The 22,604-nt window shown below is 32.4% G+C and carries 34 protein-coding genes; all 34 read right to left on the reverse strand.

Going from position 1 to position 22,604, the window contains the following annotated elements:
* Window positions 1–31: 31 nt before the first annotated feature.
* The 34 genes from CVD19_RS00605 to CVD19_RS00750 all read right to left on the reverse strand — a co-directional run bounded on the left by CVD19_RS00605 (window position 32) and on the right by CVD19_RS00750 (window position 22,601).
* Complete coding sequence (locus CVD19_RS00605; RefSeq protein ID WP_101579935.1) at window positions 32–292, reverse strand: hypothetical protein; 261 nt, start codon at window positions 290–292, stop codon at window positions 32–34.
* Window positions 293–360: 68 nt separating this feature from the next.
* Window positions 361–549: a hypothetical protein gene (locus CVD19_RS00610; protein WP_101579936.1), complete on the reverse strand. Its 189-nt coding sequence runs from the start codon at window positions 547–549 to the stop codon at window positions 361–363.
* Between the two features lie 56 nt (window positions 550–605).
* Entirely contained in the window at window positions 606–746 is a 141-nt protein-coding gene (locus CVD19_RS24425; RefSeq protein WP_180953456.1) for a hypothetical protein, read from the reverse strand.
* Between the two features lie 20 nt (window positions 747–766).
* Entirely contained in the window at window positions 767–1,033 is a 267-nt protein-coding gene (locus tag CVD19_RS00615) for a hypothetical protein (protein ID WP_101579937.1), read from the reverse strand.
* A 240-nt stretch (window positions 1,034–1,273) separates the two neighbouring features.
* Complete coding sequence (locus CVD19_RS00620; protein ID WP_101579938.1) at window positions 1,274–1,921, reverse strand: hypothetical protein; 648 nt, start codon at window positions 1,919–1,921, stop codon at window positions 1,274–1,276.
* Window positions 1,922–1,998: 77 nt separating this feature from the next.
* On the reverse strand, window positions 1,999–2,409 hold the full coding sequence (locus tag CVD19_RS00625) for a hypothetical protein (protein ID WP_101579939.1): 411 nt from the start codon (window positions 2,407–2,409) through the stop codon (window positions 1,999–2,001).
* 174 nt (window positions 2,410–2,583) lie between these two features.
* Window positions 2,584–3,369, reverse strand: a complete 786-nt coding sequence (locus CVD19_RS00630; RefSeq protein ID WP_101579940.1) for a phage antirepressor KilAC domain-containing protein — start codon at window positions 3,367–3,369, stop codon at window positions 2,584–2,586.
* Window positions 3,370–3,470: 101 nt separating this feature from the next.
* Window positions 3,471–3,953 carry a hypothetical protein gene (locus CVD19_RS00635; RefSeq protein ID WP_101579941.1) on the reverse strand — a complete coding sequence of 161 codons (483 nt, stop codon included), beginning with the start codon at window positions 3,951–3,953 and terminating at the stop codon, window positions 3,471–3,473.
* 39 nt (window positions 3,954–3,992) lie between these two features.
* The gene (locus tag CVD19_RS00640; RefSeq protein WP_101579942.1) at window positions 3,993–4,196 is read right to left on the reverse strand and encodes a hypothetical protein; all 204 of its coding nucleotides are present in this window, start codon (window positions 4,194–4,196) and stop codon (window positions 3,993–3,995) included.
* A 31-nt stretch (window positions 4,197–4,227) separates the two neighbouring features.
* Window positions 4,228–4,638: a hypothetical protein gene (locus CVD19_RS00645; protein WP_101579943.1), complete on the reverse strand. Its 411-nt coding sequence runs from the start codon at window positions 4,636–4,638 to the stop codon at window positions 4,228–4,230.
* Window positions 4,639–4,705: 67 nt separating this feature from the next.
* Entirely contained in the window at window positions 4,706–4,912 is a 207-nt protein-coding gene (locus CVD19_RS00650) for a hypothetical protein (RefSeq protein ID WP_101579944.1), read from the reverse strand.
* A gap of 97 nt (window positions 4,913–5,009) precedes the next feature.
* Window positions 5,010–5,495 (reverse strand): hypothetical protein, encoded by a 486-nt coding sequence (locus CVD19_RS00655; protein ID WP_101579945.1) that lies wholly within the window; start codon window positions 5,493–5,495, stop codon window positions 5,010–5,012.
* An 83-nt stretch (window positions 5,496–5,578) separates the two neighbouring features.
* Complete coding sequence (locus CVD19_RS00660) at window positions 5,579–5,839, reverse strand: hypothetical protein (RefSeq protein WP_101579946.1); 261 nt, start codon at window positions 5,837–5,839, stop codon at window positions 5,579–5,581.
* A 76-nt stretch (window positions 5,840–5,915) separates the two neighbouring features.
* Window positions 5,916–6,080, reverse strand: coding sequence for a hypothetical protein (locus CVD19_RS24430; RefSeq protein ID WP_180953457.1), 165 nt, complete (start codon window positions 6,078–6,080; stop codon window positions 5,916–5,918).
* Window positions 6,081–6,328: 248 nt separating this feature from the next.
* Entirely contained in the window at window positions 6,329–6,562 is a 234-nt protein-coding gene (locus CVD19_RS00665; RefSeq protein ID WP_101579947.1) for a hypothetical protein, read from the reverse strand.
* Window positions 6,562–6,876, reverse strand: a complete 315-nt coding sequence (locus CVD19_RS00670; protein ID WP_101579948.1) for a hypothetical protein — start codon at window positions 6,874–6,876, stop codon at window positions 6,562–6,564. The genes CVD19_RS00665 and CVD19_RS00670 overlap by 1 nt, the downstream gene beginning before the upstream one ends.
* A gap of 104 nt (window positions 6,877–6,980) precedes the next feature.
* Window positions 6,981–7,913, reverse strand: coding sequence for a hypothetical protein (locus tag CVD19_RS00675; RefSeq protein WP_101579949.1), 933 nt, complete (start codon window positions 7,911–7,913; stop codon window positions 6,981–6,983).
* Between the two features lie 116 nt (window positions 7,914–8,029).
* On the reverse strand, window positions 8,030–9,748 hold the full coding sequence (locus tag CVD19_RS00680; RefSeq protein WP_101579950.1) for an LPD25 domain-containing protein: 1,719 nt from the start codon (window positions 9,746–9,748) through the stop codon (window positions 8,030–8,032).
* Window positions 9,749–9,938: 190 nt separating this feature from the next.
* Window positions 9,939–10,130, reverse strand: coding sequence for a hypothetical protein (locus tag CVD19_RS00685; RefSeq protein WP_257984984.1), 192 nt, complete (start codon window positions 10,128–10,130; stop codon window positions 9,939–9,941).
* A 43-nt stretch (window positions 10,131–10,173) separates the two neighbouring features.
* Window positions 10,174–10,422, reverse strand: coding sequence for a hypothetical protein (locus CVD19_RS00690; RefSeq protein WP_101579951.1), 249 nt, complete (start codon window positions 10,420–10,422; stop codon window positions 10,174–10,176).
* A gap of 317 nt (window positions 10,423–10,739) precedes the next feature.
* On the reverse strand, window positions 10,740–10,937 hold the full coding sequence (locus CVD19_RS00695; RefSeq protein WP_101579952.1) for a hypothetical protein: 198 nt from the start codon (window positions 10,935–10,937) through the stop codon (window positions 10,740–10,742).
* Between the two features lie 19 nt (window positions 10,938–10,956).
* Complete coding sequence (locus CVD19_RS24435; RefSeq protein WP_180953458.1) at window positions 10,957–11,133, reverse strand: hypothetical protein; 177 nt, start codon at window positions 11,131–11,133, stop codon at window positions 10,957–10,959.
* Between the two features lie 39 nt (window positions 11,134–11,172).
* Window positions 11,173–11,358 carry a hypothetical protein gene (locus CVD19_RS00700; protein WP_101579953.1) on the reverse strand — a complete coding sequence of 62 codons (186 nt, stop codon included), beginning with the start codon at window positions 11,356–11,358 and terminating at the stop codon, window positions 11,173–11,175.
* Complete coding sequence (locus CVD19_RS00705) at window positions 11,355–11,585, reverse strand: hypothetical protein (protein ID WP_219620073.1); 231 nt, start codon at window positions 11,583–11,585, stop codon at window positions 11,355–11,357. The genes CVD19_RS00700 and CVD19_RS00705 overlap by 4 nt, the downstream gene beginning before the upstream one ends.
* 37 nt (window positions 11,586–11,622) lie before the next feature.
* A complete protein-coding gene (locus tag CVD19_RS00710) occupies window positions 11,623–11,913 on the reverse strand; it encodes a hypothetical protein (protein WP_101579955.1) in 291 nt (96 codons plus the stop codon).
* Window positions 11,903–12,313 carry a hypothetical protein gene (locus CVD19_RS00715; RefSeq protein ID WP_308314846.1) on the reverse strand — a complete coding sequence of 137 codons (411 nt, stop codon included), beginning with the start codon at window positions 12,311–12,313 and terminating at the stop codon, window positions 11,903–11,905. Before CVD19_RS00715 ends, CVD19_RS00710 begins: the two co-directional genes overlap by 11 nt.
* A 442-nt stretch (window positions 12,314–12,755) precedes the next feature.
* Entirely contained in the window at window positions 12,756–13,889 is a 1,134-nt protein-coding gene (locus CVD19_RS00720) for a hypothetical protein (protein ID WP_101579957.1), read from the reverse strand.
* A gap of 84 nt (window positions 13,890–13,973) precedes the next feature.
* Window positions 13,974–14,150, reverse strand: coding sequence for a DUF5659 domain-containing protein (locus CVD19_RS25125; protein WP_219620074.1), 177 nt, complete (start codon window positions 14,148–14,150; stop codon window positions 13,974–13,976).
* A gap of 268 nt (window positions 14,151–14,418) precedes the next feature.
* Window positions 14,419–14,754 carry a hypothetical protein gene (locus tag CVD19_RS00725; protein WP_101579958.1) on the reverse strand — a complete coding sequence of 112 codons (336 nt, stop codon included), beginning with the start codon at window positions 14,752–14,754 and terminating at the stop codon, window positions 14,419–14,421.
* A 285-nt stretch (window positions 14,755–15,039) separates the two neighbouring features.
* Window positions 15,040–15,678, reverse strand: a complete 639-nt coding sequence (locus CVD19_RS25265) for a hypothetical protein (RefSeq protein ID WP_257984985.1) — start codon at window positions 15,676–15,678, stop codon at window positions 15,040–15,042.
* Between the two features lie 1,252 nt (window positions 15,679–16,930).
* Window positions 16,931–17,719, reverse strand: a complete 789-nt coding sequence (locus CVD19_RS00735; protein WP_101579959.1) for a hypothetical protein — start codon at window positions 17,717–17,719, stop codon at window positions 16,931–16,933.
* Window positions 17,712–19,904 carry an AAA family ATPase gene (locus CVD19_RS00740; protein WP_101579960.1) on the reverse strand — a complete coding sequence of 731 codons (2,193 nt, stop codon included), beginning with the start codon at window positions 19,902–19,904 and terminating at the stop codon, window positions 17,712–17,714. The genes CVD19_RS00735 and CVD19_RS00740 overlap by 8 nt, the downstream gene beginning before the upstream one ends.
* A 1-nt stretch (window position 19,905) precedes the next feature.
* A complete protein-coding gene (locus tag CVD19_RS00745; RefSeq protein ID WP_101579961.1) occupies window positions 19,906–20,088 on the reverse strand; it encodes a helix-turn-helix domain-containing protein in 183 nt (60 codons plus the stop codon).
* A gap of 230 nt (window positions 20,089–20,318) precedes the next feature.
* Window positions 20,319–22,601 carry an FtsK/SpoIIIE domain-containing protein gene (locus CVD19_RS00750; RefSeq protein ID WP_101579962.1) on the reverse strand — a complete coding sequence of 761 codons (2,283 nt, stop codon included), beginning with the start codon at window positions 22,599–22,601 and terminating at the stop codon, window positions 20,319–20,321.
* Window positions 22,602–22,604 lie beyond the last annotated feature (3 nt).

Below are 22,604 nucleotides of genomic sequence, written 5' to 3' on the forward strand. Positions count from 1 at the left end.
TCCTCCTTATATTAAAGATAAGATATTAGATTTATAACAATTCAAGCTTCAATAATTGCTTTCCTTCTTTAACCAGTTCGATCTCTTCTCTAGTTAGTTGAGCTGGTTTATCTTTTCCACACTTACTACACCTTCTCTTCACTGCGGCATATTCACCGATTATGTCCTGTTTTGGAGATGCGTAATGTCCACATTCATAAACTTCCTTAGTTATGGTGGATAAGCTATCAGGCGAATATTTAACCCGTATAGTTCCAATTATCTTTCGTAGGGGATTACTATTTGTTTTCATTTATCTGAGCCACCCTTCATTCTTATCTTACATCATATAAGGGAAATAACAGAGAAGTTATATTGTAATTATACTCTATATCCTTTACTCATTCCTTCATATGCCCATTCAAAATCCCTACCATATTTCTGCTCAAGTTCTTGTAATCTTTTCAATGCTCTTTCCTTTAAAGATGCAACAGGTGTATTAGGACTACAACATACAAATATAGTTCTTAATTTACCTCTAAAAGTTACAAATACATTTTTACCATACATTATTTTTTTCCTCCTATCCTTTTAAAAGGGAAATTTTATGGTTATTAGATATTAAACTATGATTTGGGCAACAATTTATCCTTTAGTGTTTCAATCTTTGCATCAAGAATATATATTGCCATCCAAGCCCCCTTATTGACTAATGATTGCTTTTTCTTTTCTAACTGTTTTATTTGTTTTTCTATGTCCTTACTCATACTTCCATCTCTCCGATACTTCATATTAAAGTCTTTAAGTATTTGATATTTTCTTTTTCCTCTTCACAAAATTTAACTTTACCGAATAATTCAACAGTATAGCCTTCGTATTTTTTGATAGCTTCTTTAATTAATTTTTTAACATCCCCTTTTAATCCAATTAGCTTGTTACCTCTTCCATCAATAATTTTCCCGTACAGATCAGGAGTAGTAAAAGCAGTTTCTTTAAGAGTACTTTCTAGCATTATGCACTTATCCAATTCAATTTCAACTGGTTTTCTAGCCATTGCAAGCTCCTCCTTATTCACACAAGATTTTTAGTTGGTATGTATTTCCTTAACTCTTAATGTAATTATAAACCCTCTATATATAAATATCAAGTATTAAATTATTTTATTTTAAAGTTTTTTCAAACATAAAAAAAGAGGCTGCATTAGCCTCCAAGTTTGTCACCGTCTAGTTTTCTACGTCTACCGCCACCAGGATCTTTGATCATAACTAGTTACCCCCCCCTTTTTTTTCAATTTTTAATCTAAATACGGCTTATGGTATATTTCCTCACCCTTTTTTCTTGCTTTTGTTGCTTCTTCTATTGTGTCAAATGTGCCCAGATAAATTGCTTCGTTTTTTATATAAATTCTTGCTTGATATTTAATCGAATTTTTTCTTTTAACAGTTGTGACACCTTTTACACCTGTACTATTATCGGATCTAATTTTACTTTTCAACAAAGGTGTAAATACTTCATCTACACGTAAATTTTTTTCATTATATTCTTGTACTGCTTTCCCTTTTTCTTCTCTTAAGCAGCCACAAGATTTTGTTATGCCGTTTAATAATCGGTCAGATGCAACAAGTATTTCCTTTCCACAATCACACAAACAAAGCCAGTTTACCTTTCTACCTCTATTTGATCCTTGCCTTGATTTAGTTGTTAATTTCCCGAACTTTTTACCTGTTAAATCAATAAAATTTCCGTTGCTTACTCTTTCTTTTTGTAGACATCCGCACGACTGAGTATTTCCCTTTCTTAAAGCATTCATATACACAACTGCTTCATTTCCACATTCACATTTACAAAGGTATCTTCTAGCATATTTATTCGGCGCAACTTCTTGTAATACAGTTAGTCTTCCGTATTTCTGATCTGTTATGTCTATTTTTCTTTTAGGCATTTCCTCACCTTCTATTATCGATATGGATAATTTTACTATAATGAAAAGAAAAAATCTCTACAAAAATGATGTAGAGACTAGAATATTTTAGCTATTACAACAGCATCCTTTATGACAATCTCATTTACATCAATTACAGTGTTAGATGTGTGTCCTAATCTATTCCCTGCTATCACATAGCAATGATAGGCTTCAAAATGTCTACTGCAATGATCTTCTCTATTTTCATAACGTCCAATTTTATAAATGTTTTCTTCGGACATATCCCAAGCCGATGTGCCGTCCAGCTCTTCAAGTTCAAAATATTCATCCGTTCCATATTCGGGGAATTCTCTTTCATCTTCCCTGTCTGTATTATTCCGGCTGTTTTCGCAAATTTCACCGATTGATCTTTGTTTATCTTCAAAGCGTAATCCGATGTACTCATATGTGTCGATGTTCTCATTGTAAATTTTCTTGCACAATTCATACATTTGTACAATATTCATTTTAGAATCTCTCCCTTGTTTTTCCTTTTCTTAATTATATTATAAGTCAAACAAGGGAAAAATACAACTAATTTTATCTCATTTAATTATTTTATTTTGATTGGTATAAAACATAGTTTTTATTCAAAAGAAAAACAGCCTCTTTTTTTAAAAAAAGGCAGTCTCTATTTCTGATTATTTAGCTACACGCATATTATGTTTATTTAATAATTTATTAATGTAGTTTACACCCTTTGCAGTAACGTATGTCTGTGCTTTATTAAAGATGTATGAGCCTTTTCTTATTGGAGTTTCTTTTACCTCGAAATATCCCATATCAATATAATTTTGGTACGGTATATTATCTTTCATTAACACTTTTTGCTCCCGTAAGAATTCAAACAACTTATTCCTCCCGTAGCCGAGCGTTTTTGCGACATCATTCATTTTCTGCAAATTTGATCCATCAATAAACGTATCAAAACTTTCAGCCTTTGGGAGCAATATTTGCTTTTCTGCTTCAAGTTTTTCTTTTTCTTCTATACTTTCCACTAAGGCTAACAATGCTTCTTTATATGTTTTTGGAACGATTTGAGTAATATTATGTATAAATGCATTTGCTAAAACTTCTTTTGCTTTAAGTTGATACTCAACTAACTTATCTACTGTATGGGATGATTCTTTTAGCATTTTTGGTGTTATGGATATTTTAGCCAACCAAATAGGAAGACCTTCTAATTCAATACAAAGAACCTCTTTAAAACCGTATCCAGTATCTAGCACTAAATTTCGTGCAAGCTTTTTTAATACTATATCCTCCTGGACTTTCTTAACTTCATTATTTAGTTGCCCCCTTGTTAACTGTAAACCTTCGCATACCCATCTCACACCAACATACACTTTCTCAGTTGTCTTGTCTTGTGCTGCAATTAAAGTGTCCCCGTTGAAATTAACCTCTTTAACTGCTAAATTATGATTCACTCACATTCCTCCGTTTAATTATTTAATTTCAAAAGTTCTAACATATCTACACTGATAACTTCAATAAATCACCTCCTTTAAATTGCTACATAATGTGTATTTTATCGTGTGTTAAAATTAAACCCTACTTCTTGAATTGCATTTAGTACAAACAAATATTGCTCCTCAGTCATCCTTTTACTATTGTATCTTGCGGAATCTGTTTTACCTCTGTTTTTATACCAAGTGAAGAATGCAACATCTTCAAATTTATAATCCTCTGGGTTTAGAATTCCATCGTTTTCATAAGTTCCTGCAAACGTAACAGTTGCATAGTTTTGATCATCATACCAAGAATGAGTAATAATTATATCTCCCCAGAAGTGAATGTTATTATGTATAAAATCAATATCATCGACTTTTGTATCACAGAACAAACCATTTTCATTATACTGTGAAAAAAACTGTCTAATTAGTCCATCTCCCCCATTCCAATTACCATAATTGAATAATCCATCAACAAACATTTCTTGAGCCTGACTGCCATAATTAGATTTTTGTTGGGTTCTCCTTAACTCATTGAGTACTTCTTTTGTTATGTTCATAATCTCTCCTCCTATTATTCTCCTTAAAAGTCACTTTTATTAGAATTCAATATGATCTATATCTTCATAATCTACTTCATGCGGAATTTCATTCGCATACATCAAATCTCTAATTGCAGCTAATTTTATAGTCACATCTAAATCAAGATATTCTTTTTCAGGAGCATCCATTTCGTAATATGGTACATTTTTAACTTTGTATTGTACTCCCGAAATTGCCCACACAAAATCTTTTTTAAGCAAAAAATCTTACCTCCTTTGTACTTAATTTTGTTCATCGGTAAATTTCAGTATTAGAGAAACTAATTATTACATCGGTTCTATACAAACCATCTAACGTAATGAAATGATATGTTTTAACTTTTTCGTCTTCATAAACAAAGTAAAGTGTATTCTCCATATCCTTTAACATTCTATCAGCTTCACATGCTACCATTTTAGACATCATCTTATGCCAGTCTTTTTCTTCGTAAGCCATCCAAGCCCAACCATAACCCATTCCTTCAATGTCAACCCAGGTGTTTACATAAGGTCTTTCTTCATCATCATAGTATTTAGTTACAACTTGAATGTAATTATAAAGAGATGTAATCATTTTTAATTCCATTAACACTTCCTCGACTATATTCCCGTATTTGATTATTTTATCTTTTGGAGATAGGATGTGATTTAGTATTTTATCCAAAAAATTTCCCCTTTCTTTATGAAGAGCTAGTTTTTTATATGTCGGCAGTTATGTAAATTTGACTGTGTTATTTCATCCATGATTCATCGTCATAATATTGACACTGGGTAGCAAAATTTAAGTTCTTAATTTCAGAGGGTGTATTTTGATTCTCACAATGCCAAAACCATATAACATTATCTGTTTGCAATTCCTCCATTTTTCTTCTGTTAATGTATTCCTTGAAAAATCCACAATCCTCACAGCTTCTAACAGCATTTAATTCAGCGGACATAAAAACCTCCCCGTTCAACAACTTCTTTCCTTAGTTAATTCCATCAAGGTCAAAGCCACTACTGCAGCTTCCTCTCCTACAATGTCTCTCAGTTATGTTATTTAGTATGAATAAAACGATTTAAGAATAACAAAAAACCTACGGCTACAAAATCTTCTAAATTTTCTTTTTCTAATAAATCGTTTAATATTTTTGGATCAAGTTTATTTGAAAAGTATATCTTTAAAATTTTTAACAATCGCTTATACTGATTTGGTTTAAATTCAGTATAATTATTCTCATCAGAATCACTTTCACTTTGTCCACCTGTGAAAAATATAATATCTGCGAAATGACCATCATAATTATAATCTTTCATTAGATAATGCTTACCTTTAATAGTGTATCTATGTTGATACAACCCAGAATAGACAATACCAATATCTTTTATTAGATAATTTATGTATAAAAGAGAATCATTTAGTTTCAATTTTTTAAAATGCTGCTTAATGAAATCAGGATGGTGGAATATTTCGTTCAATACTCTTCTATGTTCTTTATCAAAATAATCACTTTCAGTATAAAGTTCATCAAGGGTTTTCATATTTAACCTTCTTTCAAAATATTTTATTCTGTATCCAGGTTGGGAGTTACGATTTTTTTAACCTATTTACTTAAATTGTTTAATTATTTTCTATCGTCAATAAAGCCCTCAGCCATAAACTCATAAACTCCAAAGCTGTATTTAGAACTGTCAGTTTTATATGTATGTTTAACTGTATATGTAAGTTCTAATGAGTTTAAAGCCTCCATAAACTTCCTTACTTCAACTTTTGCATAATCCGGCATTCTAACAAAACCGCTTTTTACAAAGCAATGCATTGCCTGATCTGCTTTTTCTCTATCCTTAAATAATGAATCTACTTGACTGTATTTTGTCACAAACATTTTCACATACACTCCTCATTGTTTTATTAATCGTAACCCCCATATGGATACAGAACTTCTCCATGATTCCACTGTCTTATGTTCGTTTCTGTAATTCCTTCAACAATTGCTCCCAGGCTGCAATTTTACCTCTGCCAAACTGATTCTCTTCCCCTTCTGTTAATTCCAAATCTTCAACGCAAGACCATTCCATGTCAATCTGATGACATAACCAGTTAATTAAGTTTTGTTTTTTGATCATTTAGCTCATCCCCTTCCTATTTCAACATGTTATAAAAGCAACTAAATACTATGTAAGCAAGCATTATGTAATGTATCCAGGCTGGCACTGTTATGGAAGTTGTAAATATTTTTCTCATCTGTTATACTCCTTTCAATTATTTCTAATTAATTTTAATAACTTTTCAGTCATTTCTCTCAATTCCCTAGTTGCCTTTGACTCACTCTTTTCCGTTAGCCTTGTTATATTCTTCTTTCCTCCTTTCCATTTCATATTTGTATAGCCTCAAATGCTTCTACAATAGCCTTTTTAGCGTCCTCAAAGGTTATGAATAGGTAAGGTTTATCTTGAACCTGATTAGCCTTTAAACGTGTGCTATCGTATGAATAAGCACGGTAGTAGCCTGGTGAAACCTCATCAATCAAGCCTATGTTATAACTTATATTTAATATTCTTGTTTTAACATCTGTTATATTGCCGTTTGTTTCAGTACGGATGTACATTATTGATCCTCCAGCTCGAATTTAGGGTTGCTGTTATGCATAGAATCAGGATTCCACACTGGATATTGATCAAGCTCTGTTATATCGAATTTTTTATAGTTTAATTCCTTGGCTCGCTTTATAAAATCATTTGGTTTTTTGTATCCCATTTCAAATGTGCATGTTTCATATTCGCTAAATTTTAAAAGATATTGCTTACCTGAATAATTGATAATGTCATAGTTAAATGATTTAAATTCGCCTGTCTCAGTGTTCACTGATGTTACATGATAGCATGGTACATTCCTGTTATGTTGTCTGAATGAATGGATCATATGTAAAACCTCCCAGTTCGATTTTTTACGTCCTGTTATACAGAATTTCAAACATAGGAAGGAGAGTGTGTTCAATCCTCCCTATGTTACCTGTTATATGAAAATTAGCTTGCTTGCCGTTCTTGTATTACTAACATAGTTACATACTTTTTAGCGTCTTCAAGCTTGTCGGCTGTTTTCATTGAATGAACCTCTTTTCCATTCTTGAAGACTCTAAAACATGCCCAAAGTTTACATATCCAGTATTCCTCATGTACATAAACCCTTTTCTTTTCCTTCATGTTCATGTAAGTGAATTCCTTTGTTTCCGTCTTAAATGTTATATTTACTTCTGTTTGTTCTATTTGCTGCCTGATAGCCTGTTCTTTTTCTTTCCTGATTTTGCTTGTAAGTGCACTTATACGCCTTTTGTAGTCATTATCAAGTTCAATATACTCTTGCATTAGTTTGTCGTACCTGTTATTCATTTTTTGATCTCTGGTGCTGTTTCTTCCTCCTCTGCCTGTTACGAGCCATGAAGGGGAATCAGCCCTATTTTTTAACCTTGCTACATAGTTATTAAAATAATGTTTCTTGTAATACTGAAGGGTTTTCTTTAGTTGATAAATTATATATTCGTTACTGATTGTCGATATAATTTCTTTTACTTCGCATGTTAACTGAGTAAAATATTCTTGAATCTCCTTTGTTCTATCCGGTTTAGAACTTCGCATTATCCAGTTTCCATCATGTTCCCTATCCTGTAATTGCTGATCTACAACGTAAGTATAATTATCATCTATATCGATATATGGGTAACTGAGAGCCTCATCTGTTATATCGCTGCTGTTATATTCGTTTTCTTCTGGCGTGTCTGCGCCTGTAATGAGTTTAGCCAGGTTTAAAGTGTTTTCGTTTTGCTTTGCATACCAACATTTAGAACGACCAGACCAGCGAAAAGAACAAGTCTTTAATTGCTCTCTAATTGTTTCTGTTGGCTTTTCATCGAAATATATTTCTATTCCCTTTTTCTCTTCATTTAGTTTATATGTAGGCATGTTATAGCCCTCCTGTTATATAAAATTAGCCAGCGATATTTTGAGCGACCTGTTATATTGATTTTAGGAAGCATAGAAGAGAAAGTTTTATTCAATCCCTCCTATGCTGGTATTAATTAATTTTGTTTAAGGAATTCTTTCTTTGCTCTCCTCACAGCCGTTTTAAGCATTAATTGTTGCCAGATGTTATTTAACTCTTCCTCATTGTTGCTTTTGTAGGCTGCTTGTAAGTTAAACAATTCATCTTGATTAAGGAAAGGTAAAACATTTTCTAAGAAATGATCCGTCATATTTTCAGTTTCCTGTTGCTCTTGTTTCTGCTTAAATCTGCTGTTAAAGTCTAATACTTTTCCTTTACCCTTGTTGTCTGTTATATCGTTGTTATTGGTTCTTATAAGCTGCTTATCGTCTTCTAGGCTGTAAGTATCCAGGAATTGTTTATAGTCTTCCTGTTTGCTATAGTCAATGTGTGCCTTGTACTCTGCCTCTGTCATGTAAGAAGGACAATATTGACCGGAATAAAACATGCAATGTTCTGTTATATGCTGCTTTAATGGATTAGCCTTGAACATGTCGGATCTTACTATGTCAATCCTGCCCTCATATGTTTGACCGTCTGACCAGGTAATCAAGAATTTAGTTTTGTCATAGCATCCATTATCAGGATCTTTTGAAGCTGCTCTTTTGATCATTTGTTCAGCTTCTGCAAATGTGGAAACTGTTGTTTCATCCGTTATTAGGTTGGATTCTGACCAAACAAATTGAATAGATTCGACTGTTATTTTACCTTCTGAAGTTGTTACAGGTTCTTTTATTTCTTCTGTTATAGGCTCCGCTGTGACTTCTTCAGGCATCAAGTAAATTCCTATAGGATCAAGACTTGTATTTTCATTTACAATAATTAAATCTTTAATATCATAACGATGTTTTTGCCCGTCTCCAGTGCCTTCCCATTCTTCCCAATTAACAATAACTTCACTGTAATCTGTTTGATCTGTTATAATTCCATTGTTCCATCCTGCCATAACTCCCCATTGTCCAAAGACTTTACGACCAATTAGAGAAATATTTTCATTTTGTTCAGGTGTTTCAAATACTCCTTGAACTTCCTGTAATTCTTCTATTGTTTTTTCAGGATTTAAAATATATTCCTCACCTGCTTCAATATCCTTTGCTATGTCCGCATAAATGCTGACAATTGATTCAGCGAACATGATAGCCTTTTCTGATTTCTGACAATACCAAACCTTGTTATATTTGCTGTACCTAAAGCCGTTTGATTTTAACTCGTTTCTTACCGTTTCAGTAGGAATACCGGAAAATTTAAGCTCTACACCGTTAAGGTCATTGTTTAAATTCATTTCACAAGTGATAGCATCGGCAGCCATTTTTACTTCTTTCTTAACTTGCGTTTGCTTATTTTTATTTACAGTTTCCTTTGATGGTTTAATATTCTTTTCGATCCGGTCAATAAATTTATTAACTTTCTCCATTGTTTCTTCTTTCTCATGCCCGAAAAGAAAACCGCTGCATTTGAAAGCCCCGTTACCTTTTGCAATAATTTCCCCGTCTTTTTCAATGTGCCAGTTATTTCTTTTAGGATTAACATGACTGAAAACTGGATAACCTTTTTTCCCACTTTCAGAAGTGCTATAAACGTCAACTAACAAAATATAACCGTCTTTTTCGGCAACTCCTTCCCATCTTGCAGGAGAATAATAATCCGTCATGGAGTCGCTTTGATCAGCTCTGTATCCGAAACAGTTCCAGCCTCTTTCAACTAGTCCAACATAGACATTAGCGACACTTTCCTGATTTGAGTAGTAGTTTGACATTTTAAACACTCCTTAAAGGTTTATGTATTTGTTTGATTAATTATATTTTACCATCTAATAAAAATAAATACAACACATTTAATTAATTTATTTTAAGTATTTATGATTATTTTTTTTTGTTAGATGAATGGATCAGAACAAAAAGAAAAACAGCCTATTTAATAAGGCTGCATAGGTATGTTTTATTAAATTAAAATTCGATTTCTCTACCGTTGTCTTTTAATAATTTCTCTGTGTCCTGAATTCTAATGGTAATGGCATCACCCATATGAGCTTGACTTCCCATTTGTTTTTGGATTTCATATAAGAAATAAAGTTCATTTTCTGCACTATCTAATTGACCATCTAAATAACCTTTATCATACTGTTTTATTCTTGTCATTTAAGACTGTTCCTCCTTTTAAAAAATTATAACAAATTCTATTTTAAAACCTAACTCTATTTTCTTCTCTTAAATTTTCACTGAGAACTTTTTCAAGGATCTTTTTACCGTTAATTGTTGTAGATTTCCCATTCAGGATATTTAGCAAAATTTTATTTACATCAAATTCCTGTTCAATAAGTTGTATTAATTGAGAAGCTGTTGGCCTCTCTATGTAGCACTCAGTCCACTCATTACTCATTTCATTAGCTTTTTTAAGTACTTCTCTGTATTCAACATTTTTCTTTGCCATGATAAATCCTCCTCAATTTTATTATAACATTCTGTTTAATCATACTGTGAGCGTAATTACCAGCTTTTTTCTAACTTCCCTAATACTATTATACATCTGATTATTTTATTTTACAACAATTAAATGAGCAAATTAATAAAAATAATACATTAAAAACTGTCTTTTATTCAGAGTAATACATTTACCGTCAATACCCTTCTAAGCCTTCCAGAATGGCTATATAAGCCGTTTATGCTGCTTCTGGTGTGTTAGGGTTATGAGCTGGAAAAGAGGAATATAGGCAAAAGAAAAAGCCCGGATAATGGGCTTAAAAACGGCTAATTGTTTAGTGCTTGCTCTGCTATAACTTCATATTTCAAAGCTAATTCATTACAGGAAGAATCTTCATCACTTTCAGCAATTTCCTTCAAAGCCTTTTCATATCGTTCAATCTTTTCTGACTGTACTTTCAGAGTCTTTTTCATTCCGTCAATGATTCTATTTTTGTTTTCAATGTCTTGAAATGTAATATTCACATTCATTCCTCCTATTAGTTTATTTTGTCATTGCTTGACTACGATATTCTATTAAAGAAATCAATTTTTCTAATTCATCTATTTTACCTAGCAATACAGCCTCTTCCTTTTTTGTTTTCTTCTTTCCTTGGTATAAGTCGTGATTTAGTAATATTAGCTTCATTTTAATTTCATGTACAATTTCTTCTTTGCTCATCTTCAACAACTCCTATTAGTTTATTTTATCTTACATCTTTTAACGCGTTAAAAGTTTTACGTTTTCGACTCCATGTTGTTCTCTAAGTTGAATGAATAGCTTTCTAATATATCCAAAATCTTTACATTTACCAGAGTCTAAAATTTCTTTTGTTTCCCTGTTTCTGATTGTATAATCAATGAAGTTTTTACCGAAAAGTTTATCATTTGCAGTTAAGATTATCATTTTCTTTCCCTCCATTTTAATTTTTTATGTAAAGCGATAATACTAACCCATTTTTCAATACCTTCATGGTGTACAAAGTTCGATTTATCCTGGAGCATCTTATAAAATGATGAATGTTTTATATAAAGTCCTGCTTCTTTCTTGTCTAGGTTGTAAGTCGTTATTAATTCCTTTTCAACTTCATTTATTAACCATTGATCAGCCTTATTTAATTTTCTAGTCATCATGATTCCTTTCTGATAAATTTTTTATTTTAACGTAAGATTACACTAGTTCAAACTCTTCTATATTGTAACTATTTGGTACTATCCTCCTGGAGTATTCTGAATATCTTTCCTTTGGTAATTCTTCCAGGTAAATAAATACGTCATAGTTTCCGGCTGAAATATCTGCTATTGTATAAATTTCATTTGTTATCAATTGTTTCTTTATAGTATCCTGATCTATATACATCACTTTCTTACCTATGAGGGAAAGCCTGGACTTTTTACCGTCCAGAGCAATCCTTTTTAAATTGTTTATTGTATGTATATTTTGTTTTATTTTAGTTCGCATAAGCAGCCTCCATAATTTTAATTGATTCAGTATCAAATACCACTAATTCTTTTCCGCTGTGCCATTCCATAATTAAAGCGTTATATCCTCTATCCTGAATGTATGTAGAAATATACTGGCTGTAGTCATTACCGTATTGTCTAATTAATTGGTTTTCAATGTGATACCATTGATCAGGTGTGGTAGTTAGAGCGTTTAACTCGATATCTGCAACAATAGTATGCTTTCCGTAATACTCTGTATCCTGCTGATCTGAGAAGTATATTCCATTACCAAACCGTCTAGCAATGTTGGGAATGATTTTAAAACCTTCTTCCATGATTGAAATATAAGCTTGTTCAGATGTTCCATGATACCACATTTGTAATTCCTCCTTAGAGTTTATATTTTCCTTTGCTATTAATTAAATTATACATTTAATTATTTTATTTTACAAGTAGTAATTGCTAAAAAATCAATAAATTTATAAAAAAATAACCAGCCCGGAAGCTGATTAAATTATTCCTTATTAGCCTTTTTATCTTGATCATGGCAATTCTTTGAGCAGTATCCATCTTTTGCAGGAACAGATTTTAAACCGCACCAGGAACAAGGAATATATTGATTTTTTGACAATTGTAAGCACCTCCTTTCAGTCCTTTTAAAAGGTTGATTATAAAGGGAATTAATTTATTGAATGAACAAAGCGTTCTTTGCTTTGTGAATGAAAAGACTGAAGCCGTCAGGCGAAGTCTATAACCTCGTAGAGCAATTATTAGTAATATTTCATTTTGTCCCCAACCCAGAGTATTTATATAGTATCTATATATTAATGGTTTGGATTGGGGACAAAAAATTTATAATTAATTATTTCCGAATGAGTGCCTTTTCTTCTCTCTTTCTATGTCAGATTCAAAGTGATTGATCATTAAATCTAATGAATACTCATCTACTTTTTGGCTGTAAAGTTTCTTTTCAGTTTTAATTAAATCCCTTATATTGTTAACATGGATATAGTCTAACAATGTGAATGTATTTAATAAGTAAAACCTTTTCCAAAAGGACAAAGAATTATTATATTCTTGTTTGCCTTGTCTATCCTTAGATAACTTTATTAATCGTGTAAAGTAAGCTTGTAAAAATTGTTCTTTGGTTACATCCTTTTTAATTGTTTTATCAATTATTGTAACTCCAAATGATTTAAAAACATATTCAATATTAAAATGGTCAGATAAAAACTCTGTTACTTCGTTTATGGTCTGAATCATTTTCTTTGTTTTATGTATGCTTGTTAACGCATGTGAATAAGCGTAATATGTAACATTTTTGGACTGTAGAAATCCTTTTATATATTCCACTATGTTTTCATATTCTAATTGATTTATAGATTCATATTGACCGCTTATAAACTTGATATTGTAACTCTCATTTACTTTTATTCTGCCTTCTTTTTCTAGGTGTCTAAATGATTTTTCTATAACATCCTTATTCCTAATATTAAGAGTTTGAATAAACACACTTATAACTTCTTTAGGATTATAGATTAAAGGAAATCCTGAATGTAATTCTTTAATTACCTGGATCATATCGTCAATATTGAATGAGTTTGTATCAATAAAGCCTAAATACTTAGACCAACTTTTATATGATTGGGAAAAGTGATTATTAGATAATATTAATGAATTGAATATGTATTCTTTCATAGTTTCATCTTCAACAGTTAGTACAGAGCCTTTATAATTAAATTTTCTGTCTGATACCTGATCTTTTATACCTGTGAGAATGTATCTTCTTTTCTTTCCGGTTCCTGTGATTTCAACAATGTTATAAATGGTCTGTAGCTTGCTTATTAACGCTTGTAACGTTCTATTAGGTTTCAGGCAGCCTCTTTGCTTCCAAACCGTTGTATTAAATTCTGATCCATCATAACCGTTTTCAATGGTTATTTTTATAGCCTCTTCTTCCGTGTAACAGGAAGTATCATTCTTTCCTTTCAATGTATTTCCTCCGTTTATATAATGGTGTATATGATTATGGAGACTGATTAACTAATCATATGAATTGAATAATAATTAACTACATTATTTAGTTTTGTTGTATTCCTTTATCGCTGTGTTAAGTTCATCCGTCCTTAGATATAGAGAATAAAGTTTATTGCTCTTTGGTTCCCTTGCAATATGTATAAACTTAAATCCTTTTGACTTTAGATACTCTGATACTTGAATATTGTAGCAATAGAAAAAATCGCTCGGCTGCATGTTTCCTGTCTCTCCTTTTAATTTCACATTAATTTATTATTGTTTGACTGGTTGATATTTATATAACAGTAAGGAAAAGACCTATAAACTACCCTCCTTTTGTATGTATAATTGTATATGTATAAGGAAAATAAAAATACCTATACACTATTTATTATATTAAATTATTTAATTTTAGTCAACGGATTTTAGAAAGTTTTTTAAATAATTTTGGTTATTTTTAGCGTGATTTAAATAAAAAAGAAACCCAGCAAAGCAGCTGAGTTAATTAATTTTGTGCCAATTCATTTTTATTCAACTTCTCTACTTTTACAATCGTTTCATAATCATTGACCGGAAACCATGCTTTCACTTGATCACCTTTTTGGATAGTTTGATTTGGTTGTAAGTTGTCATTAGTGAAATATACGCCATAGCCTAAAGAGGATTCGCCGTAATAGCCTGATTCATCTGTAAATGTTATCTCATATGTAAATGATTCTAGTTGCTGAGATGGTTCTTGGGTTGTTTTGGTTATGGTGGTTAGCGTGTAGATTGTGGAAAGGATAAGTGACAGAGTGATAAGGAATGTGATAACGGAAATGTTTGGGTTTAATTTTTTCATTTTAGTTAGCTCCTTTTAAATTGATATTGTTGGCTATGAGGATTTTTTGTTGCTGCTGATCCAGTAAGTTACATAGGGATTGTTGTTTGATTAGATGTGATTGGATTGTTTCAGGTTGTTTGAATAGATTAAGGATTGATTTGAGCATGTAAAATACCTCCAATGATTTTATTTATTGGCTGTTATGTGAAAATGCCAGTGATATTTTAAGGCTGCTGTTATAGTGTTTGTTAGGTGTATAGAGAAGGAAAAACCCTCTCTATACATTTGTGTGATTAATTTGTTTTATATTGCTTTATCTAAAGGTTGATATAGTTTTAAATCATAGTCCTCCAATTCTGCCTCTGTTAATAGTCTGTTATATGCTATGATACCCCATTTTCCTTTTGATTCATCGTGCTGTATATATCCTTTAGGCTGACAACCAGGAGAAAAGCCACGTAACTTGTATTCATACCAGTAAATAGTATTTATAGATGTTTGTTTATTTTCTTTTACGGGTTTATTAATCAGGTTTGAAAGCTCATCTTGCATCCTGTTTATTTGTTGCGTTAGTTGTCTATTTGTAACCTGTAAACGTTCATTATCTTTTTTAAGAGTATCGTTTTTGTTTAATTGCTCAAGATACATATCGTTATATATTTCTTTTTGTTTTACAACTTCTTTATGTTGTTTCTTTAATTCTGAATCGTTTGGAGTGAATAATTCTTTACTATAAACAATATTGTTAACGCCTGAATAGTTAGTTATTGTATCAAGTGTATTTCCTTCTTGATCTTCAATGAATAGTACAACATCCTCACCTTTTAAGTGATTTTCTTTAAAGTGAACCATTGCCACTATTAAGTTATCTCCTTTATATACAACCGGATATGAATCGTCGTTATCCCAATCTTTTAATTCTACTATGTAAGTTAAGTTCATTTTAAACGCTCCTTTGTATTCCTTATTTGTTAATTTCATTATACCATGATAAATATATAATAACAAGTATTAAATTAATTTATATTGGATATTTTGCAATTAGTTTTTACTGGTGAATGCCTGAATAGTGATAAGGAAAGGTTATGAGTAGATATGTGTATGGATATATGAGTGTGATCCAGTGTGTGAGTATGGATAACTATTACATGTAGTATTAAAAACTATTTATAGTGTTAATGGTAACTGTATATAAGAGCATGAGTGTATTAGTTAGATAGTACAATTATATAGTAATGAACATGATAACGAATAGATTGATTAATAGTAGATATTAGTACCAAGTAATAAATTAATTAGTAGTAACTATTAGTACCTGGTCATAATAATACATAGACTATCCGGTCTATGTTATGCAGCGATTTTTTCAGTGAGCAACCGGATTGATCCAGGAAAACAGGATTTTTAAACATTAAATTTAAAATTGTAGTGATTGCAGCTCTGATCATCAGCAATGTAAGTTAATTTAAAGCATCTGAATTAGTCAAGGGTAGAACAGATATTATACAAGTGATTCAATAGGGTATAGGGGGCTATTTTACATCCAATTAATACCATAATTTACAGAAAATACCCCTAGCACATCCATCTCCACACCAAACCCAATTTTCCACTCGACAGTGTATCGTTTTCCCTATCGTCACTCCACGACACAAACCCTTGATAATCCTACACTTCCCATCACTCATTCATCCCCTATTTTCCCCTCTAATCACCCGATTTCCACCCTCTCATCATCCTCAATCCATTGATACATCTACATTCAATCGACACTCTCCATCCTCTACTCAGTCACACACCTGTATCCATCACACTAAATCACCCTCTAACCCTACTCCTACCTACATTTTCCTTCATATCCCCCTCTATAATCGTCCAGATCATTCCACACCACCGACTACAATTTATCGTCCCAATTTACCTCCGAATCCCCAAAATCACCCTACGACACCATAAATTATTCACATTTTTTTACATATTATAATTTACAATTAAATAGAAAGGGGCATATTTTACACCAAACAAAATAGGCACTGATCTACTCAGTACCCTACCCTAATTTTCATATTTTTTAAAAGGTTAACTATTTGGGGTATTAAAGAATATAATTATATATAACTTACAATAAATATAATTAATTAATAATAACTATATATAATATATATTTATATAATCACCCAAATTGATAACCTTTTTATTTTACTGAATATGTATGAGCCTTTTTTACGAACTTACCATCAATCCTCTTACAGATATTCTCTTCCCATTCAATCAAACCTGCCCCCTTCAACCTCCACAAATATTTCTCAACTGTATTCAGACTCATGCCTACTTCATTACTGATCTTATCCATAGAGGAATTATATTTACCACTATGCCACTGGCATCTATACTTCAAATATCCATACAAATAAAATCCACACACCCCAAGATTATCATTCTCCATACAGTTCACAAACACATCAAATAATATTTCATGAGTATTCCCCACTTCATAAAACGTTCCATCCTCTAATCCTTCTGCTTCACTTTCTTTTGTCCTCCATATTCCCTTCACTGGAACTTTAATTTTATAATTCTTACCTTTCTGCCTAATCAACATCTTCCTTATTTCATCATCCATGTCACTCAGCATGGTAAATTGAATTTCTCCACCATTAAATTCCCAAGCAATCGGATAATCAGTATCAGAATATGTATATCCTATTTCATCAAGCCAACCATTCTTCTTTATCAAATAGTTAATCTTTTTATTGTCTGGGCTATATCCTAATGCTTGCTTAATCATTCCCACATCAACATTCAATTCTCCATACTTGGCATATCTGTATAACCAATTAATCAAATAGTAATAAGAGTAAACAAAGGCAACATGACTGCTGCCTTTATCATACAACGGCTTCAAATCATTGAATATTTCATTAGGTATGTATATTTTATTTTGATATTCATTTACTTGCAGCAGCTTCCTAATATCATTCAACCGTTACCTCCTCCCCTTTTAGCATTCCACATAAAAATGTATTCCTTTGCAGATTAGCAATCTTCTTCATGGCGTAATTAATCGTTTCAGCCTGACTCACAATCACCAAGTACTCTTCCGGTCTAGTTACAGCTGTATAAAGTAAATTAGCATTCATTTGAAACTTATGAGCCTTATCAGCAATTGCAATAACTGTCTTATTACTACTACCCTGCATTTTGTGCATAGTAATTCCCCAGGCATGTATAATCTGATTCAACATTCCAAATCCAATTGGCACAACTGCAAATCCAAAATCAATATGTATTTCCTCTTCATCATTATCAATCTTAACAATCTTTCCTATGTCACCATTTACAATATCCACTTTGCGATTAATAATATCCTCAATTTTGGTATTCTTTGTATTTAACACCAAATCTTTCTCTTTGAATACAACGCCATCAATTCCATACTTCTTCTCTGCCTTACCCTCTGAAGATGGATTAATAATTCCCTGGATATGCTTATTAATTTCAACTGTGCCAAGATTAGATTTCTTTGTGGGAGTAACAATGGTAATCTCATCACTACTGTATTTCTCCAGCAATTGATTAAAGTAATATCTGTATCCTCCCTCAACCTTTTCTTGTGGCACTGATGCAACTACGCAATTATCTCCGAACTCAAATATACCTGTATCACTGTTGCTTAGAAATTTCTCACCCAGCCTTATCTTCGTAGCAACATCGATTATTCCACCTTCTTTTTGACGGAACACAATATCTAGCTTCGTAGTTGGGATAATCCCACTTGATAACATATCATGTAAAACGTTTCCGGCAGACACACTCGGTATCTGGAATGGATCACCTACAAATAGCAATCTTAAGTCTTCATGTACACATTTCCTTAGCAATTGGTCACACAGGATTACATCAACCATAGAATGCTCATCTACAATGACAAACCTCTCAGCAATCTCAACCATATCTTGTTCCTCTTTAGGTAATCCATGACCTGTTGCACGATGAATTGTCTCAGCATATCTATTTGTGTATCCTGAAAGAACTTTAGCTGCCTTACCTGTTGGTGATAGCAATCTATAAGGTATATGTAACTCTTCTAATAAATCAATGAGCAATCCGGTTACTGCCGACTTTCCGCATCCTGCAAATCCTGTAAGGATATTCACATTTGATTTTTTTATATTAAAGAAAAACTGTCTCTGTTGTTCAGTCAATGTCATCTTCCGTTTTTCTTCCTGTTCCTTGATAAATTTATCAGGCTCGAAATCCAACTCAGTTGATTGCTCTAACAGTTCCTTAATTCGGTTAGCAATCCGTCTTTCTGCTTTATGGAATTTCTTTAAGCAAATCTTATCCTCAATTAGTTTCACATTATCCGTTTCTTCCATACATTCATAAATCAATTGTTCATCTACATTAATCAATTCAATGACTAACTCAGCAACACTGTCAATTTTATAATATGTGTGCCCATTGTTAGCTTGTTCCTGTAATACAAATTCAATTGCAGCCTGTATTCGACTTTTACCATTAGGATCATTACCCATTGACATAGCAATTGCATCAGCCTTCTTGAATCCTACACCTGAAACAGCAGTAATATCATACGGGCTATTTTGAAGTGTCCCAATTAGCAAACCTGCAGACTTAAAGTGTTTCACCAATTTGATTATGAGATTGTTTGTAACACCATATTGGCTTAGAAACTCAAATGCTTGCTGAAACTCCAGGTTCTCAACAATCTTGTCTCGGATCTTCTTATAATTCTTTTCTCCAAGACCATGCACCTTTTTAACATCAATCTTATCATCCTTAACTAATTGGATAATATCAACATCTGGATATGCCTTGTACAAAGAATCCACCTGTCTATCTGTTAGAATACTCAAAAGGTATCCCCGTTGTTTATCCTTATCCGTTGGGATATTTTCAAATATGGACACAATTTCGTAATATGTTCCGTACTTCTTATCCTCTTTTTCTACCAATTTAGCGTTATATTCTTTATCAAGTTGCAGTCTAAACGTATTCCCTTTCATTGAAAATGTATTAAACCGTTTATTCACCATAACCCTTTCTGGTGTATCTGTCTCACAAGCGTAAATTCCATATCCTGAATCGTTGCTGTAGAAAAATTCTCTTGCTGGAACAACCTTAATCTCAATTACATTCTCCATTTCATTCCTCCTTATTTAATCCCAGAAACTCAGCCCATCGTTCATACATTTCCTGTGAAATCCTTCTCTTGCCCTTTTCCATCAAACTTATATATGTCTTGCTTACACCCAAGTATCTAGCCACTTCTTGAGCCTCTATGTCATTCATGATTCGCCTTACCTTTAAATCCATTCCTGAATACACTGGTTCACCTCACAATCTGTTTAATAGTTTACAATATTTATATTAAATTAATTTATTTTAAAAATCAACCAAAAACAAAATAATTAAATAAAAATATCTATCATTCAAAATCATTGAATATAACCTCAAATTACCCCTTCTAAACCTCTCGGCTATATACCCCTTACTTTTCCCTTACCTCTTCAAATTCGAACTCCTGTGAATCCACAGCACATAAAAAGAGGTACAGATTACTGCACCTCTGTTCTCCATTTACTCAATTCTTCATCATCTACAATTACTACATAACCCTTCCCCTGTTTTTCAAGCCAGCCTTCACTCACCAGTTCCTTCACCAAGTCAGACACAATGTTAATCCTAATACCCATTAACTTCTGCAATTCACTAATCCTTGTTTCATTTGTTTCAGCTATAATCCGTTTTAACTTATCAATCGGTTCCTCAACTTTAATCTCCGGTAGCACGCTCTCTCTAACGACTGCATCCTCGAACTGTTCTTTCAGCCATTCATATATTGTTTGCTCCTGTTTAACATCCAACGTCAGTATTGGTGATTGAAAACGTTCAAATTCCTTTTTGCCACCTTCCACCTTTGCCAATCCATCACCTTGACCCAATAACTTTTCAGCTCCACCCTTATCAAGAATAGTCCTGGAATCAATTTGGGATGTGACACTAAAAGCAAATCTATTCGGCAAATTGGCTTTTATTAAACCTGTCACAACATCTACTGATGGTCTTTGAGTGGCAATAACTAAATGTATTCCAGCACCTCTCGCCTTCTGTCCTAGTCGTACAATGTGATCCTCTACAGCCTTATTTACCATCATTAAATCTGCTAATTCATCAATCACACAGATAATAAATGGCATTTTTGCTGCATTCAGTTCATTGTAACCGATGATATCTCTGCAACCTGCATTAGCAAAAATCTCATATCGGTTATCCATTTCAGTACACAAGGAAGCTAATAGTTTATCTGCTTTTCTCATATCAGTTATGATTTCTTTCACTTGTGGGAATCCATTAAATTGGCTAAATTCAACCACTTTGGGATCAACCAAATATAAAGCTAACTGTTCAGGTGGTACACATAACAACAAAGATATGATAATCAAATTTACAAACACACTTTTCCCACTACCTGTTGTTCCTGCAACTAATATATGCCTTAGTTTTGATAAGCATCCAAATATATAACCACCATTTGCACTCTCCCCTATGATAAAAGGTAATAGGTTTTTCTGTTTAAAGTCAGCAAACTCCTCTGACTCTAAGATATTTCTAAAGTAGACTACATCTCGTTCCTCCATTGGGATGAATACATTAATGGTGTCCGGTTTATCGCCAATCTCAATTGTCACACCTTCATTACCCATTGATGCTTGAATATCTACCAACTTCTTACTGATTGAAGTGTAAGTTATCTCAGGCGGAATAGATAGTTGCACCTTTAACAAACTGGCTCCTTGGTACATTTCTGTTACTTTTAGTGATTTCTTGACTATCCCCACTCGCTTTAATGCATTATTTATTTGTTCTGCTTTTGATTGATCTATTTCTCGGCTTTGTTTTTGTTTAAATGGCATTAGTTGAATTGCTCTCTGGAGAAATATGCTGTCTTCTAGGTTTTTAGTTATACTTTGATGCTTGATTGGTTTGATTTCTGATGATGTTTTTTCTGCTGCAGCAACTACTACTTTTGTTCTTTCCTTACATAAAAGGCTATGAACTTCTTCCTCTGATAATAATTGATTAACCAACTCAGATTGAAATGACCGTTCCTCGACCTGCCTAATGAAAGATTTCTTATTTGTTACCTTTTTTAAAATTAAATCATTGAAAAGTTGCAGTTTGTTAAGCATTTTTTGCATTTTTTCACAGAAAATATCAGCCTCCTTTTCATCAAAAACTACAAACCTTCCTTCAAACCTATAATTGTTCTGAAGTATTTTTCGTTCCATTTCCTCAACCGGATCTCTTGTTACAGCATAATTACTGATTTTAGTTAATACTTTTAGAAATTTATCCTGGACTTTATTAGCTAATTGATTATCGAATGGACTATCATTTCCAGAAAGGTAGCCTTCATACTGGTTAATCGCTAATTCTCTCCAATTATCTTGTCGCTTACAAAGTAAGACTTGTGCGAAGACAGTGGCATCTGCAATATTAGCAATCTCATTGAACAAATCTATAAATTGCTTAGTATCTAATGGCTGGAACATCGGTTTATCTAAAATTAATTCAAAACATGCTGAATGTTTAATATCGTCTTTGAAATTCCAATCTTTTCCCGTTCTTACTGCTTCAAATTTATCAAAAGAAGGGGTAATTAGATATTGCTCCTTGTAGTCCTGCATACTTAACTGCTCTATACAGTAAACCCCTTCTGGAATAAAACGAGATCCAAGTATCTTTCCAATCAAGCCATCATTAATTTCTTCAATCTCATACACACTTTCTTTATCATTAGCTAATGGTGTTTTATTAATTATTCGAGTTAGAGACATTTC

The organism is Bacillus sp. T33-2 (assembly GCF_002860205.1).
GTDB lineage: Bacteria > Bacillota > Bacilli > Bacillales > Cytobacillaceae > T33-2.

Excerpts from the sequence above, each read along its gene's own strand:
- CVD19_RS00705 (WP_219620073.1), bottom strand. The coding sequence starts at position 11,585 with ATGATGACTAGAAAATTAAATAAGGCTGATCAATGGTTAATAAATGAA.
- CVD19_RS00740 (WP_101579960.1), bottom strand. The coding sequence starts at position 19,904 with ATGGAGAATGTAATTGAGATTAAGGTTGTTCCAGCAAGAGAATTTTTC.
- CVD19_RS24425 (WP_180953456.1), bottom strand. The coding sequence starts at position 746 with ATGAGTAAGGACATAGAAAAACAAATAAAACAGTTAGAAAAGAAAAAG.
- CVD19_RS00610 (WP_101579936.1), bottom strand. The coding sequence starts at position 549 with ATGTATGGTAAAAATGTATTTGTAACTTTTAGAGGTAAATTAAGAACT.
- CVD19_RS00680 (WP_101579950.1), bottom strand. The coding sequence starts at position 9,748 with ATGTCAAACTACTACTCAAATCAGGAAAGTGTCGCTAATGTCTATGTT.
- CVD19_RS00620 (WP_101579938.1), bottom strand. The coding sequence starts at position 1,921 with ATGCCTAAAAGAAAAATAGACATAACAGATCAGAAATACGGAAGACTA.
- CVD19_RS00750 (WP_101579962.1), bottom strand. The coding sequence starts at position 22,601 with ATGTCTCTAACTCGAATAATTAATAAAACACCATTAGCTAATGATAAA.
- CVD19_RS00685 (WP_257984984.1), bottom strand. The coding sequence starts at position 10,130 with ATGACAAGAATAAAACAGTATGATAAAGGTTATTTAGATGGTCAATTA.
- CVD19_RS00625 (WP_101579939.1), bottom strand. The coding sequence starts at position 2,409 with ATGAATATTGTACAAATGTATGAATTGTGCAAGAAAATTTACAATGAG.
- CVD19_RS00690 (WP_101579951.1), bottom strand. The coding sequence starts at position 10,422 with ATGGCAAAGAAAAATGTTGAATACAGAGAAGTACTTAAAAAAGCTAAT.
- CVD19_RS00660 (WP_101579946.1), bottom strand. The coding sequence starts at position 5,839 with ATGTTTGTGACAAAATACAGTCAAGTAGATTCATTATTTAAGGATAGA.
- CVD19_RS00725 (WP_101579958.1), bottom strand. The coding sequence starts at position 14,754 with ATGAAAAAATTAAACCCAAACATTTCCGTTATCACATTCCTTATCACT.
- CVD19_RS24430 (WP_180953457.1), bottom strand. The coding sequence starts at position 6,080 with ATGATCAAAAAACAAAACTTAATTAACTGGTTATGTCATCAGATTGAC.
- CVD19_RS00700 (WP_101579953.1), bottom strand. The coding sequence starts at position 11,358 with ATGATAATCTTAACTGCAAATGATAAACTTTTCGGTAAAAACTTCATT.
- CVD19_RS00655 (WP_101579945.1), bottom strand. The coding sequence starts at position 5,495 with ATGAAAACCCTTGATGAACTTTATACTGAAAGTGATTATTTTGATAAA.
- CVD19_RS00615 (WP_101579937.1), bottom strand. The coding sequence starts at position 1,033 with ATGGCTAGAAAACCAGTTGAAATTGAATTGGATAAGTGCATAATGCTA.
- CVD19_RS00670 (WP_101579948.1), bottom strand. The coding sequence starts at position 6,876 with ATGATCCATTCATTCAGACAACATAACAGGAATGTACCATGCTATCAT.
- CVD19_RS00635 (WP_101579941.1), bottom strand. The coding sequence starts at position 3,953 with ATGAACATAACAAAAGAAGTACTCAATGAGTTAAGGAGAACCCAACAA.
- CVD19_RS00675 (WP_101579949.1), bottom strand. The coding sequence starts at position 7,913 with ATGCCTACATATAAACTAAATGAAGAGAAAAAGGGAATAGAAATATAT.
- CVD19_RS00650 (WP_101579944.1), bottom strand. The coding sequence starts at position 4,912 with ATGTCCGCTGAATTAAATGCTGTTAGAAGCTGTGAGGATTGTGGATTT.
- CVD19_RS25125 (WP_219620074.1), bottom strand. The coding sequence starts at position 14,150 with ATGCAGCCGAGCGATTTTTTCTATTGCTACAATATTCAAGTATCAGAG.
- CVD19_RS00710 (WP_101579955.1), bottom strand. The coding sequence starts at position 11,913 with ATGCGAACTAAAATAAAACAAAATATACATACAATAAACAATTTAAAA.
- CVD19_RS00665 (WP_101579947.1), bottom strand. The coding sequence starts at position 6,562 with ATGTACATCCGTACTGAAACAAACGGCAATATAACAGATGTTAAAACA.
- CVD19_RS25265 (WP_257984985.1), bottom strand. The coding sequence starts at position 15,678 with ATGAACTTAACTTACATAGTAGAATTAAAAGATTGGGATAACGACGAT.
- CVD19_RS24435 (WP_180953458.1), bottom strand. The coding sequence starts at position 11,133 with ATGAGCAAAGAAGAAATTGTACATGAAATTAAAATGAAGCTAATATTA.
- CVD19_RS00605 (WP_101579935.1), bottom strand. The coding sequence starts at position 292 with ATGAAAACAAATAGTAATCCCCTACGAAAGATAATTGGAACTATACGG.